This is a genomic window from Paraherbaspirillum soli (assembly GCF_042654985.1).
Classification (GTDB): domain Bacteria; phylum Pseudomonadota; class Gammaproteobacteria; order Burkholderiales; family Burkholderiaceae_D; genus Paraherbaspirillum; species Paraherbaspirillum soli.
This window is the reverse complement of sequence record NZ_JBHSMT010000008.1, coordinates 274,072-289,966: the sequence shown is the minus strand read 5'-3', so window position 1 is coordinate 289,966 and position 15,895 is coordinate 274,072. Positions and strand designations below refer to the sequence as shown.

The following is a 15,895-nucleotide window of genomic DNA, read 5'->3' as shown; positions in this document are numbered from 1 at the left end:
CTGTAGGGCCGGTTCGTTATCTTACTGCAGGGCCAGGATTTTTCGCCGGATGCAGCCATTGCATCGCCATCTCGATTTGTTCCAGGTACAGGGCTTCCAGGTTCAACGCCTCGCGCGCTTGCACAATGTCGCATTCGACAAACTGCAGCGTGCGGTTGAAGCGCAATTGCGCCAGTTTGGCCAGATCGGCATTGATGACCACGCCGATTTTCGGGTAGCCGCCGGTGGTTTGGGCATCCGCCATCAGCACGATCGGCTGCCCGGCCGGCGGCACCTGGATCACGCCCGGCAGCACGCCGTGCGACAGCAGGTCTTGATTCTTCTTAAGGTTGAGTTCGGGACCCGCCAGCCGGAAGCCCATGCGGTTGCTCTGCGGGGTCAAGGTCCAGCTGTGACGCCAGAACGCGCGTTGCGCAGCCGCCGTGAACAAATCGTATTCGGGGCCGGGAATGACGCGGATCGACATCGGTTCGGCGTCGCCGGCGTCATACCAGTCCGGCGCCCGCACCCCGAAGGATGGGGCGCTATGCACCACAGCGGCCGGATCCGGCAATGCGCCGACCGCAAGCCGATCGCCTTCCAGCAGTGCGCGCCCGGCGTAGCCGCCGAAGCCGGCCTGCAGATCGGTCGCCCGCGATCCCAACTGGAGCGGCGTGTCGATGCCGCCGGCGACCGCCAAATAGCTGCGCATGCCGTTGCCTGCGGCGCGCAGCTTCAATAGCTGACCGGCGCGCACCGGCACGCTCCACCACGGCGTCAGCGGGCGCTCGTCCAATGTCGCGCCGAAATCGGCGCCGCCCAATGCAATCCGGGTCGGCTCCGAAAAAAGCAGCATGCAAGGACCGAGCGTGAATTCGATCACGGCGGCATCGAGCGGGTTGCCGACCAGCCGATTGGCGATGCTGAGTGCGGTGTGGTCAAGCACGCCGGCCTGGCAGATCCCCAAATGCCGAAAGCCGTGCCGTCCCAGATCCTGGACCGTGTTCATGCGGCCGGCGCGGATGATGTCGATCATTGGATCACCTCGGCGGCGATGAAGCGCACCCGATCGCCCGGTTGCAGCAGGGTGGGCGGATTGGCTGCGGGGTCGAACAGGCGCAGTGCGCTGTGGCCGATCAGCTGCCAGCCGCCGGGAGAGGCGGCTGGATAGATCGCGGTTTGACTGCCGCCGATGCCGACCGAACCGGCCGGCACCGACAACCTGGGTTCGCTGCGGCGCGGGGTGGCCAGTTGCGGATCGAGCCCGCCCAGATACGCAAAGCCGGGCTGAAAGCCGAGGAAGTAAACAATATATTCCGGCGCGGTATGGCGTTTCACCACGTCCGCCGGCGATAGCCCGGCGTGCTGCGCCACTTCTGCCAGATCGGGGCCACCGTCGCCGCCGTAGATCACCGGGATCTCGATTTTGCGGCCGGCTTTTTGCGTGTTCTCGGCGCTATCCCATGCGGCCTGGAGCTTGTCGGCCAGCGCCTCGGAGTCGGCCGCCAGCGGGTCGAACAGGATGGTCAAATTATTCATGCCGGGCACGATGTCGCGGATATGCGGCCAGCGCGATGCCTTGGCCGCAATCGACCACAGGCGCTGCTGGCATTCCAGCGTCGCGCGCGATCCGGCATGCAATATCAGGGCGCTCTCACCAAGAGCCTGGATGACGGGCTTGATCATGGAGACTAAGTTCTTTCTGCGCCTGGGGCGCCTTGGAAAATGGTCCGATGCGGAAGCGGCGACCGATAATAAAAAAGGCGCATGAAGCGCCTTTCCGATTATGCCGCCAGCGCTTTGTCGAGCAAGGCGTGCAATTCGGCGAACTGCGGTTCGCCAACATAACGTTTGATGATATTGCCTTGTTTGTCGATGACAAAGGTGGTCGGTGTCAGCTTGACGTCGCCGAATGCATTGGCCAGCGCGCTGTGGGTGTCGAGTGCGACCTGGAACGGCAGGCTGCGGGTTTGCACAAAATTCATCACGTAATTCGGCGGATCGTAGCTCATCGCTATTGCCACGTAATCGAGGCCCTGACCTTTGTATTTATTGTAGGTTTCGACCATTTTCGGCATCTCGGCAACGCAGGTGGTGCAGCTGGTGGCCCAGAAATTGACCATCACCACCTTGCCATGCAGGCTCTTTAGCGAGACCTGTTCACCCTTGAGGTTGGTGAAGGAAACGTCGGGCGCGGCGGTCTGTTTCGAGGCCGAGGTATAAGCGCCAAAGGCCAGCGCGGCCAGCACTAATGCGATGGATACCTTGACCCAGTGGCGCTTGCCGGACTTGCTTTCGATTTGAGATTGCATGACAGGAATTCCGATATGGACCAAGCCAGAAAGTGTTCATTATAGTCACCTGCAGGTGACTTTGCCGGTATCGTTAAATGCCCGGCGATCAGTTGTCGAATTGCCACGGGTAGTCGCTATAAGCGGCGGCTACCAGCGGCGGTAGCGGTGCCTCCAGCCCGGCGCACAGCGCTCGCAGCAGATCGGCGCTGGCAATGCTCAGTGCCGATGTATTGCAGGCGCCATCGGTCACCGCCAGCAGGGCTTTGACCAGTTGCGGTTTGGCTAACGGCGCCAATTGATTGGCATTTTCCAGCGCTTGCCGCAAGCGCGGGAAGCCGAGTTCAGCGCCGCTACGGAAGTGGGTGGCGGACAGGCCGAGCCCCGGGCAGGCTGCGGTGCCGCGTTGGAACGCCGCGGCGCGCGCCTCGTAGGCATTCGGAGTGGCAGCGGGCACCGCCACATGCACTACCAGCGATAGCAGCACCGCGACGTCATCACTGAGGTCCGACAATTGATCGAACGTGATCGGGGTCGGGCGTCCGCCCTGCGGCGCGAGTCGATGCAGCAGTATGGTTTGCAGCACAAATTCGGCCAGCGTGATGCGGCCGCCGGCAGCAATCAGGCGCTCGACCCTGGCCAGCAGCTGCTCACGACCGGCTGGAGTCAGCTGGCGCAACGCCGGCGTTGCCAGATCCACCAGCGGCAGCCGGGCGCTGCGCGGCAATTGGGCAATCGACTCGGCCAGCAAGACGGTCAGGGCGCTCTGCTGCGGCACCTCTGCGTTGAGCAGCGCCAGTTGCGGATCGCGCTTGGCGCCATCGGCTAGCAGCAATGCATACACCACCGCACAGGCGGCAACCGGATCACGCGCCGCGCCATCGAGTTGCGACGGCAGTTTGGCCGCGGTCCCATGACTGTTGCCGAATTCCAGCGACGGCGTGCCTGCTCCGACAGCGGCGACGGGGGTAGGTGCGGAAAATGCGGCCGCGCCGCCGGCACCGGCAAAGCCGGCTGCAGTAAACGGCAGATCCGCCTGACGTTCGCCGGGCTCGGCAGCTGGCTGCTCCAGTTCGGGGGCGTCGAGCGGCGGCATGTTTCTGCCGTAGATCCGCTTCAATCGTTCTTCCAGCGGCGGGTGGGTGGCAAACCAGCCGCTCAGGAAACTGGGGCGGGCAGTGCCGAGGAACAGATGCGACAGTTGTTCCGCGTTCGGATGATTGATTTGCGAACCGAGTTTTTTACCGCGGCTGAGGCCGCCGATTTTGCGCAGCGCGCCGCCGATGCCGTCCGGATTGCGGGTGAACTGGTGCGAGCTGGCGTCGGCCAGGAATTCGCGTTGGCGCGATACCGCCGCTTTGATCAGGCGGCCGAAAAAGATGCCGATATAACCGATTGCGAACAAGCCCACGCCCACCGCGAACCACAGCAGAGAGTCGGAGTTTCCCTTGCTGTCGCGGTCGCGACGGGAAGTCCGGGTATCAGAATCCATCAAGTATTGACCGCAGCTGGCAATCATCTGGATCCCGAACAAGACCCCGATCAGCTGGATATTCAGGCGCATGTCGCCGTTCAGGATATGGCTGAATTCATGGCCGACCACGCCCTGCAGTTCATCGCGCGTGAGCCGCGTCAGCGTGCCGCGGGTGACTGCCACCACGGCTTGATCGGGGCGGTAGCCGGCGGCGAAGGCGTTGATTGCGTCCTCGTCATCCAGCAGATAGACCTTGGGGCAGGCGACGCCGGATGCTAGCGCCATTTCGTCGACCACATTCAGCAGCCGCCGCTCCAGCAAATCGGTGCTGTCGCGCTCCACCAGGCGACCGCCCGCCATCTCGGCCACGGCATCGCCGCCCTCGCGCAACTGGAACATCTGGTACAGCGTTCCGCCGCCGATCACCATCAAGGTGATGAGGGTATTGATGGCGAAAAAACCTTTGGGGTAATGGTGCGCAACGCCGTGATGCGTACCGGAATTGACGGTCCACGCCAGCGCTACCACCAGATTGACGGCGGCGACGATGGCAATCACCGCCAGTGCGAACAGGAATACCAATTTCTTGGTGTGCTGTCGCGCCCGGTCCTGTTGTTCAAAAAAAGTCATGCGAGCGGCTCGGTCAGGGTTGGCAGCACAAAATTAATAGAGGTGAAATTACGCGCTGCCGCAGTAGATATGGCGACTTGTTAAGCCGCCATCGGATATAGATAGGGATGGTTGTTGCGGATTTTAAAAAGTGACCTTGACCGCCTTGCGTTCTTCCGGTGCTTCAGTCGCTTGCAGCAATTCGGCCGGCTTGAAGGAAAACATGCCGGCGAGGATGGAGCCTGGGAATTGTTCGATCGAGGTGTTGTATTCCATCACGCTGTCGTTGTAGCCCTGACGCGAAAAACTGATTTTGTTTTCGGTTGCGGTCAGCTCTTCGGTCAGCTGCATCATGTTTTGATTCGCCTTCAGGTCCGGATACGCTTCGGACAGCGCAAACAGTTTGCCCAGGTTTGAGTTGAGCGCGCCTTCGCTGGCCGCCATCTGCTGCACCGCTGCCGTGTCGGTCGTATCGCCGCCGACTTTGGCGTTGGCGGAGACCGCTTGATTGCGCGCCGCGATCACTGCTTCGAGCGTCTCGCGTTCGTGTTTGATGTAGCCCTTGGCGACTTCAACCAGATTCGGAATCAGGTCGTAGCGGCGTTTCAGCTGGACGTCGATTTGCGCGAAGGCGTTTTTGAAACGGTTGCGCAGGCTGACCAATTGGTTGTATTGGCCAATGACCCAGAACACGATGGCAACGACGATTGCCAGAAAAATGAGTACTTTCATTGCTTACCTTAACTTACGTTAAAAAAAATGCCGCTGGACAGATTGTCCCGCGGCAACGGTATATGAGAAAAAAAGGAAAAGCAAGTGTGTTCTATCTGTCCTCTGGACTGGCGCTAGTCTTAGGCGGCAGCTCTCTTGGCGCCGAAGACAGTTGCGTCAGTTCGTCTTCCGTCAGGTATTCAAACACCTTGACCACCTTTTGAACGCCGTTGACGCCGGCGGCGATTTCCGCTGCGCGCTTGCCTTCACGGTCGGTCACGCGACCCATCAGGTAGACGTTGCCGCGTTCGGTGATGACTTTGACGGCGTTGCCGGAGACGTCCTTGGCATCCAGCAATGAAGCCTTGACCTTGCTGGTGATGAAGGTGTCGTTGGAACGGGCCGAGAAGGCCGATGGCGCACCGATCGCCAGTTCGTTGGTGATCGAATGGACTCCTTCGATGTTTTGCACTTCTCGTTCGACCGCCGCCTTGGCCGCGTCGTCGCGCACTTCGCCGGTCAGCAATACACGGCGGTTGAAGCTGGCGATATTGACGTGGGCGCCTTCGCCGGCCACCGCCGGGACTCTGGCTTCGGCCTTGATGGCAATGGTCTTGTCATCGGTCTGTGCGCCCAAGGTACGGCGGTCGGTCGCTGCCAGTCCGCCGACCACCGCGCCGCCGACCATCAAGCCGACGCAGCCCTGCAAGGCGATTGCCACGGTGCCGCACAATGCCACTGCGGCCAACGGCCGGCGCAAGGTATTCCAGCCGACTTGGCGCCGGTTTTTCCCGTCAATCATTTGCATCTCCTCCAAATAAAGCGACATCGATGCCGTCGCATAAGCAGTGAATCGTGAGCAGATGGACTTCCTGGATGCGCGCGGTACGATCGTGCGGCACACAGATATGGACATCCGCTTCGGTCAGTTTCTTGCCCATGGCGCCGCCGCCTTTGCCGGTCAGCGCGACAACGCGCATATCGCGTTCCAGCGCCACATCGATCGCCGCCAGCACGTTGGCCGAATTGCCCGAAGTCGAAAACGCCAGCAAGACGTCGCCGGCCTGTCCAAACGCCTGCACTTGTTTGGAAAAAATTTCGTTGTAACTGTAATCGTTGCCGACCGCAGTGATGATCGAGGTATCGGTGGTCAGCGCCAAGGCCGGCAGCGGCAGGCGTTCCCGTTCGAAACGTCCGACCAGTTCCGCTGCAAAATGCTGACAGTCGGCAGCCGAGCCGCCGTTGCCGCAGGCAAGAATCTTGTTGCCGTTGGACAGTGCGGAGAACATAAGTTCCACCGCGGCGGCAATCGGTTCGGCCAGATCGGCGGCGGCGCGGGCTTTGAGTTCGGCACTTTCATGGAAGTGCGCCAGGATGCGTTGATTAATCATGATGTCGATAGATGAATGTGAATAGAGTGAAATGGTTGGTTCGTGGCGGCAATAGCAGATCACCGCGGCTTGACGCTGTGACTGGATTATAGCGGGCGTTGTTATCCGACTTCAGATTAGACATGTTCGACCTCACGCCTCGAACGCGTTCTTGATCCACTCGATTGCCTCGCCGTCGATCGCGACCACGTCAAAGCGGCAGGCCGGCGGCTGCCGGTATCGTTGCAAGAAAACCTGGGCGGCGATGATCAGCCGCATCTGCTTCTTGCGCGTCACGCTGGCGGCGGCGCCACCGTAGTGCGGGTTGGAACGTTGTCTGACTTCGATAAAAACCAGCGTGGTCGGGGTGGCTTCCGGTTCGACCATGATCAGATCGATTTCACCGCCCTTGCACAGAAAATTTCTTTCGAGCAGTTTCAGGCCGCGTTGCTGCAAATACGCGAGTGCGCTGTCTTCGGCCAGTTGGCCGCTGAGGTGGCGGGCGTTGCCCGGCTTGGGGCCCAGCAACGCGGCGAGGAATTTTTTAACGCTCATCCAGCGGCACAACCACGCCGTCGCGGTAAACCGCAGCGGGTTCGACCCGCTCAAAACCGGGGTTGTCGACGCCAATGCCGAAATGAACATCGAGCTTGCCGGTGACGCCATCGACCTGGAACGCGGTGTTGCGGGCCGCCACTTCGCGCGCAATGCGGAAGGCGTCGATGCCGAGCGCATACAAGCGCTCAAGATCGGCATTGCGCTGCTGATCGGGGTCGCTTATGGTGCGCGGATAGATCATGACGGCCGGGTGGTCGGGCTGCACCAGCCACGGAATATCCAGCAGCCGCACGCCATCCAGCTCGGGCAGGCGATGTTCCTGGTTATTGTCGTTCGGCAGCAGCGGATTGAGCTGCGAAATGCCGTAGATCGGGATTTCCGCATCAATCGCGCTGCGCACTTGCCGGGCCTGGTCGGCGTTGAGGGCGGCGAACAGCAATTGCGGCTTTTCGCTTTGGATACGCTGTTGCAATTGCGCCAGGCCGGCTGCATTCAGCATCGCGCCGTCGGTTCTTAACGTCATTTGCGCCGAGTGCAGTCCGTGGCTTAGCGCCTGTTGCACAAAAGCGCTGGCGGCGCGCCTTTGCCATGCGGTGCTGGTGCTCAGTACAAAAGCCTTGCCAGGGGCGAAGTCGGCGCTGACCCAGTTCGCCACTTGCCGTGCTTCGGCTTCTAGCGACAAGCCTATCGGCAGCAATTGCGGCGGTAGTGCGGTTTCTTTATCGCCGGCAAAATCCGGCTGGGTCAGTGCCAGCGTCGGTTTGACGATCTTGCCGCTGCGGACGATGGCGGTGATGCCGGTGCGGGACAAGGGGCCGACCAGGATATCGTGATTTTCGCTGGCGGCAAGATAGGTCGACAGCATGTCGGCCGGCGTATCGGCCGCTTCGATGACGGTCAGCGCCAGGCCGCTCTTGTCGCGCTCGTAAGCCGCGACAAAGCCGGCTCGCAGCGCCTCGGCAGCCGCGCCCAGCGGGCCGGAGCGCGACGGCAGCAGCAAGGCGATGCTGGCGATTGGAATAGTGGGGTTGGCGACATCGCCGGCGGCCGCCGCGGCGATGGTTGTGTTTGCCTGCGCAGGCGGGCACAATCCGTTCAACAATACAGCCAGCGATAACAGCTTGGCCCATTTATATAACATTCATAGCTCCCAATGACTCATCAATCCGCCAGCGCCCTGATTGCCTCACCGATTCTGGATGAGGTCGCGCAGCAAGCTTATCCGGCGGGCACATTATATGTGCTGGCCACACCGATCGGAAATCTCTGCGACATCAGCCTGCGCGCATTGCATGTGTTGTCGCTGGTCGATGCGGTGGCCTGCGAAGACACCCGCAATACCGCCCACCTGCTGACGCGCTACGGCTTGTCCAAACCGCTGCTGGCCGCGCATGAACATAACGAAAGGGAAGTGGCGCAAAAGATCGTGGCCCGCTTGCAGGCCGGCGAGCGCATCGCACTGGTGTCCGATGCCGGCACCCCGGCGGTGTCCGATCCGGGAGCGCGGATTGTCGATGCGGTGTTGCAGGCCGGCTTGCGGGCGCTGCCGCTGCCGGGACCGTCGGCTGCGATTACCGCGTTGTCGGTCAGCGGCCTGCTCAACGACCGGTTTTATTTTGTCGGGTTTTTGCCGAGCAAGGCACGCCAGCGCGAGATCGAACTGGCGAGCCTGGCCGGCATCGGGGCGACGCTGGTGCTGTACGAGGCGCCGCATCGGATTGTCGAAACGGTCGATGCGCTGCTGCAGGCGTTCGGCCCGAGCCGGCAAATCGTGCTGGCGCGCGAGCTGACCAAGCTGTTCGAAAGCGTGCATCGTTGCGCGTTGGCCGATGCGCCGGCATGGCTGGCGGCCGATGGCAATCGTCAGAAGGGAGAATTCGTGCTGTTGATCGAAGCCGCGCCGGTGGCGCTGGATGACAGCGCGGAAGGCGAGCGCGTGTTGCAAATCCTGTTGGCCGAGTTGTCGATCAAGCAAGCGGCGGCACTGGCTGCGCAAATCACCGGGCAAAAGAAAAATGCCCTGTATGAGCGGGCCTTGGCCCTGAAGAATGCCTAAATCCAATTCCCGGTAGGATGGCGATGTTTTTCCGCAACGACAATGTTGTCGCAAATTGGTTGGTGGGCCGGGTTCGAGAGTAAAATCCGGCACCTTGCGCGATGTGTCTGTAAGTTATTAAAGAAGAAATTCAATGGCATTAAGCGAGACATGCCTTGCTGGATGTCCGGCTTGGGCTTACCACCGAGATGAAAGAAATCATGAGTTCTACGCAAACTAGGAATGTCGCCGGATTCGGCTCAGCCAAGTTACACATCATTACGCTGGCCGCACTGGGCATCGTGTTCGGCGATATCGGCACCAGCCCGCTGTACGCGCTGAAAGAGTGTTTTAGTACGGAACACGGCATCCCGTTTTCGCCGGATGCGGTACTGGGCATCATTTCCATGCTGTTCTGGGCGATCACGATCGTGGTCTCTCTCAAATACATTTTGTTCGTGATGCGTGCCGATAACAACGGCGAAGGCGGCGTGCTGTCGTTGATGGCATTGGCGCTGCGGACCGCCACCAGCGGCTCCCGCAACGCCAAGATTTTGATGATGCTGGGCGTGTTCGGCGCCTGCATGTTTTATGGCGATGCGGTGATCACGCCGGCAATCTCGGTGTTGTCGGCAGTGGAGGGGATAGATATCGCCACGCCGGCCTTATCGCATTACGTGGTGCCGATCACGGTGGTGATTCTGACGGTGCTGTTCCTGATCCAGCGTCACGGCACCACCTTGGTCGGCAAGCTGTTCGGCCCGGTGATGTTTGTCTGGTTTCTTGCGCTGGCCTTGCTGGGCGTGGTCAATATGATGAAAGCGCCGCAGATCCTGGCGGCGGTCAACCCGTATCACGCGATTGCTTTCATGCAGCAGCACGCGCTGCAAGCCTTCGTGGTGCTGGGTTCGGTGGTGCTGGTGCTGACCGGCGCCGAGGCGTTGTACGCCGACATGGGGCACTTCGGCATCCGGCCGATCCGATTTGCCTGGCTGTACACGGTGATGCCTAGCCTGATGCTGAACTACTTCGGCCAAGGCGCGAATCTGTTGGTCAATCCTTCGGCGATCCAGAATCCGTTCTACCTGATGGTGCCGGACGTACTGCTGGTGCCGATGGTGGTGCTGGCGACCGCCGCCACGGTGATCGCCTCGCAGGCGGTGATCTCGGGCGCGTTCTCGATGACCAGCGAAGCGATTTTGCTGGGCTTCGTGCCGCGCATGCGGATTTTGCATACCTCCGAGGACGAGCGCGGCCAGATCTACATCCCCATCATCAACTGGATGTTGCTGGTGCTGGTGGTTGCAGTGGTGCTGGCATTCAAGAAATCCGATAACCTGGCCGCCGCGTACGGCGTGGCAGTGACCACCACGATGCTGATTACGACAGTGCTGGCAGGGGTGGTGATGCGCAGGATATGGAAGTGGCATCCGCTGTTGGTGGCGCTGGTCATCGGCGGATTCTTCATCGTCGATTTCGCTTTCTTTTCCGCCAACCTGCTGAAAATCGTCGACGGCGGCTGGTTCCCGTTGCTGCTCGGCGCGATCGCATTTTTCCTGCTGATGACCTGGTATGCCGGACGCATGTTGTTGCGTGAGCGCACCAAGGATGAAGGCATTCCGCTGGAGCCGTTTGTCGAAGGCTTGCTGGCGCATCCGCCGCATCGGGTGGAAGGCACCGCGGTGTTCATGACCGGCAATGTGGAGACCGTGCCGGTGGCGATGCTGCACAACCTGAAGCACAACCGCATTTTGCACAAGCGTGTGTTCTTCTTGAAAATCAGCATCTGGGATGTTCCGTTCGTCGAAGACAGCAAGCGTTTGTCGCTGAAAAAACTGGGCAGCGACGTGTATATCCTGCGCGCCGCCTTCGGCTTCAAGGAAGCGCCGGACGTCAACACCGTGATGGCGCTGGCGACCGCACAGCATGGACTTGAATTCGACCTGATGGATACGTCGTTCTTCCTGGCGCGCGACACCGTGGTGCCGAGCAAGATTCCCGGCATGCACCTGTGGCGCGAAAAGCTGTTTGCCTGGATGTATCAGAACGCCGCCAAGCCATCCGACTTCTTCCATATCCCGGTCAATCGGGTGGTCGAGTTGGGAACCAAAATCGAAATCTGAGCGTTTCGATGAAGAAACCAGGAACCGCTGCTGTTCCTGGTTTTTTTTTCGCTTATTTTTCTGCGATCCCGTCCAGCTTCACCTGGCAACGCCACAGCGTATGTCCCGACGCCAGATATTTGTCCTCGAACGGCGTGATAGGCGTGGCCGGCAGATATGCCGTGCAAGCGACTTCCTGCGCGCTTAACTGCGTCAGCGCGGCAGCGCATTCCTGCACGTAAATCTGCCAGTTGCTGCGGCACTCCAACACTCCTCCCAGCGCCACGATAGTAGGAAATACCGGATGCCCGTGCCAGCGCCGGCTGAGCTGGCCGATCTTCGGCCACGGATTCGGGTACAGCAGATAGTGGCGAACCGGAAAAATCCGTGCGGCCAATAGCAGCCGCCAGTAGTCCACCAGGTCGGCGCGAATCCGGATGAAGTTTTGCGGCAGCGGCCCAGGCCCCGGCCACAAGGTATTGCGGCCGACCCGATCGGCGGACTGATCGACGCCGATCACGAAATGATCCGGAAACTGTGCGGCCAGATGCATGGTCGACAAGCCGACTCCGCAACCGGCATCGAGAATCAATGGCAATTCGCCTGCCGCGCGCCAGGCGGCGATGCTGCTGTCGAACGCGCTCTGGTTGTAGGCGCTGACCGGTTTCTGGAATTGATGCGCCGCATGTTTGGCGACGGTCGCCGTCAGTTGGTCGTGCACGCCGGTCTGGGCACTGAAAATAGGGCTGGAATTTGCGCGCATGCAGCTGAAGACTTACTAAAGGGAAAGGATGGGGGAGGGTACACCAGGGCACCTCGAAAAACCTACTGCGCGGCCCAATCTCGGGCCTGTGATGCTCATCGTACCTCCGTACGACTGCGCTTCTCGCCCCGACCTTGGGCCGCTCGCTACGGTTTTTCGAGGTGCCCTACAAAAAACGATTCCCGCATCAGCGGGAATCGAGGTTGGGGGCGATGTCGGCAGGCTTACTGTAGCGTGACCGGCTGACTCATCATCGCGTCGTAGTTACCCAGAAAGGCATCGATATCTTCAATGCTTGGTTCGGTGGCGATCAGATCCTCAACTCCTTTACGGAAAAATTCTGCTAAGGCACCACCAATGAAAATTTCGCGCTTGAACGATTTATCGACGATTTCGTAACCGCCGAAACGCAAAGCTTCGCGCTGTTCATCCGCACCAAATTCAACGACGCTGTATTGGTCACTGTTGTAGATCAGGTTCATTATGCGCTCCCGGTAAGCCAACTAATTAAGACAGAAGGTAATGATCGAGTAAGCAGTTTTCAAGCCAGCAGCAGAAAATATTGTTTGAAACTCCTTTTCCAGTTGAGGTGTTTTGGATGGGAAACATTTTTCGGTGAAAGGATATCAAGTGCCTATCCTCTTTACATACTACGCCGCGATATGTCTTTGTCACGCAATAAATAGGACTTATCTGATTTGCTGCCACATATTGCAACTGAAGGGCACCTCGAAAACCGAAGCGAGCGGCTCAAGGTCGGGGCGAGAAGCGCAGTCGTACGGAGGTACGGCGACGATCCTTGTCACCCCTGCAGCCCCGAGATTGGGCCGCGCAGTAGGTTTTTCGAGGTGCCCTGAATTATCTATCCCGCAACGCTCGTCGATATTGAATCGCCTCTGCCACATGCGGCCCGGCAATGGTGGCCGCGCCTGCCAGATCGGCAATCGTGCGCGCGACTTTGAGTGCGCGATGATAGCCGCGTGCCGACCAGTTGAGATGCGTCATCGCGCTGCGCAATAATTGTTCGCCGGCGCTATCCGGCTGGCAATAATTGTCAATTTCGGTGGTGGACAAGCCATAGTTTCCCTTGCCCTGGCGCGTCAGTTGCGCTGCATGCGCACGCTCGACCCGGGCGGCAATCGCGGCCGACGGCTCGCCATCGGCTTGTTGCAGCAATTGCTCGTGGGGCAATGCGCCGACCTGGATCTGCATATCGATGCGATCCAGCAAGGGACCGGAAATCTTGTTTTGATAGCGGGCGATATTGTCCGGCGTGCAACGGCACTGGTTGGCCGCGTGTCCCAAATAGCCGCACGGACACGGGTTCATTGCCGCGATCAGTTGGAATTGCGCCGGGAAATCGGCTTGCCGCGCCGCCCGTGAAATCGTGATGCGGCCCGATTCCAGCGGCTCGCGCAACACCTCCAGCACGCGGCGATCGAATTCGGGCAGTTCATCAAGAAACAACACGCCGCGATGCGCCAGCGAAATTTCTCCGGGGCGCGGGGTGCCGCCGCCGCCAACCAGCGCCACGCCGGATGCCGTGTGATGCGGTGAACGGTAAGGCCTCACTTTCCAGTTATTGCTGGAAAAACCGCTGGTCAGCGATTGCACCGCCGCCGACTCCAGCGCTTCCTGGTCGGTCATCGGCGGCAAAATCCCCGGGAAGCGTGCCGCCAGCATCGATTTCCCGGTGCCGGGAGGCCCCACCAGCAGCGCGCTGTGACCGCCGGCGGCGGCTACCTCAAGAGCCCGCTTGGCTTGCAACTGTCCTTTGACATCGCTGAAGTCGAGGTAGCGCGGCGCTCGCGCCTGCGGCCGTGCGACGTGACGCGTCAGCCTTGCTTCAGTTTGTTTGGAAGAGAAGTGGGCGCATACGTGCAGCAATGAATCGGCAGGGAAAATGCTGGCATCGGCGACCAGCGCGGCTTCATCGGCATTGGCGCGCGGCAGGATGAATGCGCGCTGCCTGCGGTTGGGGGCGGCGTCGCGGCGGTCCGCCGACGTCATCGCAAACGTCATCGCCAGCGCGCCGCGTATCGGTCGCAACTCGCCCGACAACGACAGCTCGCCGGCAAATTCATACTGATCCAGTTCGGCCGCCGGCATTTGGCCGGAGGCGGCCAGGATGCCGAGTGCGATCGGAAGGTCGAAGCGGCCGGACTCTTTAGGCAAATCCGCGGGTGCCAGGTTGACGGTGATGCGGCGTGAGGGGAATTCGAAACAGGCGTTCTGCAGCGCCGCCCGGACCCGGTCTTTCGATTCCTTGACCTCTGTTTCCGGCAGGCCGACGATGGTGAAAGACGGCAAGCCATTCGCCAGATGGACTTCAACGGTGACTTCGGGAGCTTGCATGCCTGCCAGCGCCCGACTTTTCAATACCGCCAGCGTCACTGGCAGCGGCGCGGTTGGCCTGTCACTGGCGCTTGGCCTCAAGCTCGGCGACTCTTGCCTCCAGCGCTTCCAGTTTGGCCCGGGTCGCCGCCAGCACCTGGGTTTGCACATCGAACTCTTCGCGCGTGACCAGGTCGAGTTTGGAGAAACCCTGACTTAGCATTGCCTTGACGTTCTTCTCGATATCCTTGGCCGGCGAATGTTCGATGGCTTGATTGATCTTGGCTTGAATGTCGTCGAAAAAATTGGGTTTGTTCATGATCGTCCTCTACGGGCTAAATAAAAATGATAACTCATACCAACCAGGCGGGCATTGAAAACCTGTGCCTGGCCACGGTATTTAAGACTTGCCTTATGCGGCGGCTGTCAACCGGTCGGCGCGAATCTCCGTCAGCGATTTGAGCTGATGTCCGGCGGCGTCGAAGTTATCCGGCCGCAGCCAGCTTTCAAACACGGCGCGTTCTGCCGGCCACTCGCCATCCAGCATGGAAAACCAGGCGGTGTCTCGATTCTGTCCTCTAAAGACGCGATGTTGCCGAAACACGCCTTCTGCCGTAAACCCGAAACGGCGCGCCGCTTGCTGCGAGCGCAGATTGAGGGTGTTGGTCTTCCACTCCAGGCGCCGATAGCCCAAGTCTTCGAACGCATGCCGCGCCAGCAGATAAATCGTTTCAGTGGCGGCCCGGGTCCGCTGCAGACTGGCGCTGAACCAGACGTGGCCGATTTCGATAGAGCCGTGTTCCGGCGTGATGGCCAGATAGGCGATCGTGCCTGCTGCCAGGCCGGTCTGTTGATCGACGATGGTGAAGAAATGCGGATCGCTGGAAGCCGCGCAGCTTGTTAGCCACGCCGTAAAGTCTTCCCGCCCCTGGAACGGGCCTGACGACAAATAATCCCATTGATGGGCATCGGCGCCGGGGCCGCATGCGGCCAGATATAAGGCTTCGGCGTCGCGCTGCGGATCGATGGGCAGCAGCCTTACGTTGGCTCCCTGCAAAACAGTGCGTTGCGGCAGGCGTGCCGGTTGCCAATCCGGCAGTGGGCGGGCATTTTCCAACGGAAAAGATGGTTGTGGCATGAGTGTTTCGATAAATGATGAATCGGATTAAAAATGCGCAGCCGCAGTACGGGCCGGTTGCGCGCAGAGCTCAGTCTAGCTGTTTGCGGTATTGGACAAAGCCGGAACGCTGCGCGATGCGGTCATACAGCTGCATCGCGGTGGCATTGGTTTCATGGGTCAGCCAGTGCACGCGAGTGCATTGTGCGGCTTTTGCCTCCGCGCAGACGTGCTCGATCAAGCGGCGGCCGATGCCGCTGCCGCGCTGCTGCTGATCGACGAACAAATCTTGCAGATAACAGGTATCGGCCACGCTCCAGCATGAGCGCTGGAAGATCCAGTGCGTCATGCCTACCGCCTGGCCGTCAACCATCGCCAGCGCGCCAAACATCGGCTCGCCGGGATCGAGCAGGCGCTGCCAGGTCACCTGGCTGGTGGCGTCCGGGATCTCGGCCTGGTAAAAGATTTGGTACTTTCGCCATAGCGGCAGCCAGAGCGGATGGTCTTGCGCAGTGAGCGGCTTGATGTGCGTGCTTGCATCCGAGGTCAAGA

Annotated in this window: 17 protein-coding genes; 2 read left to right on the top strand and 15 right to left on the bottom strand. The window is 60.3% G+C overall.

Annotated elements, in window-relative coordinates; all coding sequences use genetic code 11:
* Positions 1-16: 16 nt before the first annotated feature.
* The 9 genes from ACFPM8_RS04005 to ACFPM8_RS03965 form a co-directional block, all read right to left on the bottom strand.
* A complete protein-coding gene (locus tag ACFPM8_RS04005; RefSeq protein WP_378995195.1) occupies positions 17-1,015 on the bottom strand; it encodes a 5-oxoprolinase subunit C family protein in 999 nt (332 codons plus the stop codon).
* Positions 1,012-1,665 (bottom strand): 5-oxoprolinase subunit PxpB, encoded by a 654-nt coding sequence (pxpB, locus tag ACFPM8_RS04000; protein WP_378995193.1) that lies wholly within the window; start codon positions 1,663-1,665, stop codon positions 1,012-1,014. The genes ACFPM8_RS04005 and pxpB overlap by 4 nt, the downstream gene beginning before the upstream one ends.
* Before the next feature lie 98 nt (positions 1,666-1,763).
* A complete protein-coding gene (locus tag ACFPM8_RS03995; RefSeq protein ID WP_378995191.1) occupies positions 1,764-2,291 on the bottom strand; it encodes a TlpA disulfide reductase family protein in 528 nt (175 codons plus the stop codon).
* Between the two features lie 88 nt (positions 2,292-2,379).
* Positions 2,380-4,374, bottom strand: a complete 1,995-nt coding sequence (locus tag ACFPM8_RS03990) for a M48 family metallopeptidase (protein ID WP_378995189.1) — start codon at positions 4,372-4,374, stop codon at positions 2,380-2,382.
* A gap of 123 nt (positions 4,375-4,497) precedes the next feature.
* Positions 4,498-5,085 carry a LemA family protein gene (locus tag ACFPM8_RS03985; protein WP_378995188.1) on the bottom strand — a complete coding sequence of 196 codons (588 nt, stop codon included), beginning with the start codon at positions 5,083-5,085 and terminating at the stop codon, positions 4,498-4,500.
* Positions 5,086-5,176: 91 nt separating this feature from the next.
* Positions 5,177-5,866 carry a BON domain-containing protein gene (locus ACFPM8_RS03980; RefSeq protein WP_378995187.1) on the bottom strand — a complete coding sequence of 230 codons (690 nt, stop codon included), beginning with the start codon at positions 5,864-5,866 and terminating at the stop codon, positions 5,177-5,179.
* Positions 5,859-6,455: a phosphoheptose isomerase gene (locus ACFPM8_RS03975; protein WP_378995185.1), complete on the bottom strand. Its 597-nt coding sequence runs from the start codon at positions 6,453-6,455 to the stop codon at positions 5,859-5,861. Before ACFPM8_RS03975 ends, ACFPM8_RS03980 begins: the two co-directional genes overlap by 8 nt.
* Positions 6,456-6,587: 132 nt before the next feature.
* The gene (locus tag ACFPM8_RS03970) at positions 6,588-6,989 is read right to left on the bottom strand and encodes a YraN family protein (RefSeq protein WP_378995184.1); all 402 of its coding nucleotides are present in this window, start codon (positions 6,987-6,989) and stop codon (positions 6,588-6,590) included.
* On the bottom strand, positions 6,979-8,133 hold the full coding sequence (locus ACFPM8_RS03965) for a penicillin-binding protein activator (protein WP_378995182.1): 1,155 nt from the start codon (positions 8,131-8,133) through the stop codon (positions 6,979-6,981). Before ACFPM8_RS03965 ends, ACFPM8_RS03970 begins: the two co-directional genes overlap by 11 nt.
* 12 nt (positions 8,134-8,145) lie before the next feature.
* Here ACFPM8_RS03965 and rsmI point away from each other — a divergent pair, with 12 nt between their 5' ends.
* Positions 8,146-9,048 (top strand): 16S rRNA (cytidine(1402)-2'-O)-methyltransferase, encoded by a 903-nt coding sequence (gene rsmI, locus ACFPM8_RS03960; protein ID WP_378995180.1) that lies wholly within the window; start codon positions 8,146-8,148, stop codon positions 9,046-9,048.
* 188 nt (positions 9,049-9,236) lie between these two features.
* Entirely contained in the window at positions 9,237-11,150 is a 1,914-nt protein-coding gene (locus ACFPM8_RS03955) for a potassium transporter Kup (RefSeq protein WP_378995178.1), read from the top strand.
* A 52-nt stretch (positions 11,151-11,202) separates the two neighbouring features.
* On the opposite strand, the gene trmB is transcribed toward ACFPM8_RS03955, so the two are convergent.
* The 6 genes from trmB to ACFPM8_RS03925 all read right to left on the bottom strand — a co-directional run bounded on the left by trmB (position 11,203) and on the right by ACFPM8_RS03925 (position 15,893).
* A complete protein-coding gene (gene trmB / locus ACFPM8_RS03950; RefSeq protein WP_378995176.1) occupies positions 11,203-11,892 on the bottom strand; it encodes a tRNA (guanine(46)-N(7))-methyltransferase TrmB in 690 nt (229 codons plus the stop codon).
* A 224-nt stretch (positions 11,893-12,116) separates the two neighbouring features.
* Entirely contained in the window at positions 12,117-12,374 is a 258-nt protein-coding gene (locus tag ACFPM8_RS03945) for a BTH_I0359 family protein (RefSeq protein ID WP_378995174.1), read from the bottom strand.
* A gap of 376 nt (positions 12,375-12,750) precedes the next feature.
* Positions 12,751-14,286 carry a YifB family Mg chelatase-like AAA ATPase gene (locus ACFPM8_RS03940; RefSeq protein ID WP_378995729.1) on the bottom strand — a complete coding sequence of 512 codons (1,536 nt, stop codon included), beginning with the start codon at positions 14,284-14,286 and terminating at the stop codon, positions 12,751-12,753.
* A 22-nt stretch (positions 14,287-14,308) separates the two neighbouring features.
* Positions 14,309-14,545, bottom strand: coding sequence for an accessory factor UbiK family protein (locus ACFPM8_RS03935; protein WP_378995172.1), 237 nt, complete (start codon positions 14,543-14,545; stop codon positions 14,309-14,311).
* A gap of 93 nt (positions 14,546-14,638) precedes the next feature.
* Positions 14,639-15,364 (bottom strand): GNAT family N-acetyltransferase, encoded by a 726-nt coding sequence (locus ACFPM8_RS03930; RefSeq protein WP_378995170.1) that lies wholly within the window; start codon positions 15,362-15,364, stop codon positions 14,639-14,641.
* Between the two features lie 70 nt (positions 15,365-15,434).
* The gene (locus ACFPM8_RS03925) at positions 15,435-15,893 is read right to left on the bottom strand and encodes a GNAT family N-acetyltransferase (RefSeq protein WP_378995168.1); all 459 of its coding nucleotides are present in this window, start codon (positions 15,891-15,893) and stop codon (positions 15,435-15,437) included.
* Positions 15,894-15,895: the final 2 nt, after the last annotated feature.

Coding starts and splice junctions, on each gene's coding strand:
- ACFPM8_RS03930 (WP_378995170.1), bottom strand. CDS start 15,364: ATGCCACAACCATCTTTTCCGTTGGAAAATGCCCGCCCACTGCCGGAT.
- pxpB (WP_378995193.1), bottom strand. CDS start 1,665: ATGATCAAGCCCGTCATCCAGGCTCTTGGTGAGAGCGCCCTGATATTG.
- ACFPM8_RS03955 (WP_378995178.1), top strand. CDS start 9,237: ATGAAAGAAATCATGAGTTCTACGCAAACTAGGAATGTCGCCGGATTC.
- ACFPM8_RS03970 (WP_378995184.1), bottom strand. CDS start 6,989: ATGAGCGTTAAAAAATTCCTCGCCGCGTTGCTGGGCCCCAAGCCGGGC.
- ACFPM8_RS03965 (WP_378995182.1), bottom strand. CDS start 8,133: ATGTTATATAAATGGGCCAAGCTGTTATCGCTGGCTGTATTGTTGAAC.
- ACFPM8_RS03945 (WP_378995174.1), bottom strand. CDS start 12,374: ATGAACCTGATCTACAACAGTGACCAATACAGCGTCGTTGAATTTGGT.
- trmB (WP_378995176.1), bottom strand. CDS start 11,892: ATGCGCGCAAATTCCAGCCCTATTTTCAGTGCCCAGACCGGCGTGCAC.
- ACFPM8_RS03980 (WP_378995187.1), bottom strand. CDS start 5,866: ATGATTGACGGGAAAAACCGGCGCCAAGTCGGCTGGAATACCTTGCGC.
- rsmI (WP_378995180.1), top strand. CDS start 8,146: ATGACTCATCAATCCGCCAGCGCCCTGATTGCCTCACCGATTCTGGAT.
- ACFPM8_RS03990 (WP_378995189.1), bottom strand. CDS start 4,374: ATGACTTTTTTTGAACAACAGGACCGGGCGCGACAGCACACCAAGAAA.
- ACFPM8_RS03975 (WP_378995185.1), bottom strand. CDS start 6,455: ATGATTAATCAACGCATCCTGGCGCACTTCCATGAAAGTGCCGAACTC.
- ACFPM8_RS03995 (WP_378995191.1), bottom strand. CDS start 2,291: ATGCAATCTCAAATCGAAAGCAAGTCCGGCAAGCGCCACTGGGTCAAG.
- ACFPM8_RS03935 (WP_378995172.1), bottom strand. CDS start 14,545: ATGAACAAACCCAATTTTTTCGACGACATTCAAGCCAAGATCAATCAA.
- ACFPM8_RS03985 (WP_378995188.1), bottom strand. CDS start 5,085: ATGAAAGTACTCATTTTTCTGGCAATCGTCGTTGCCATCGTGTTCTGG.
- ACFPM8_RS04005 (WP_378995195.1), bottom strand. CDS start 1,015: ATGATCGACATCATCCGCGCCGGCCGCATGAACACGGTCCAGGATCTG.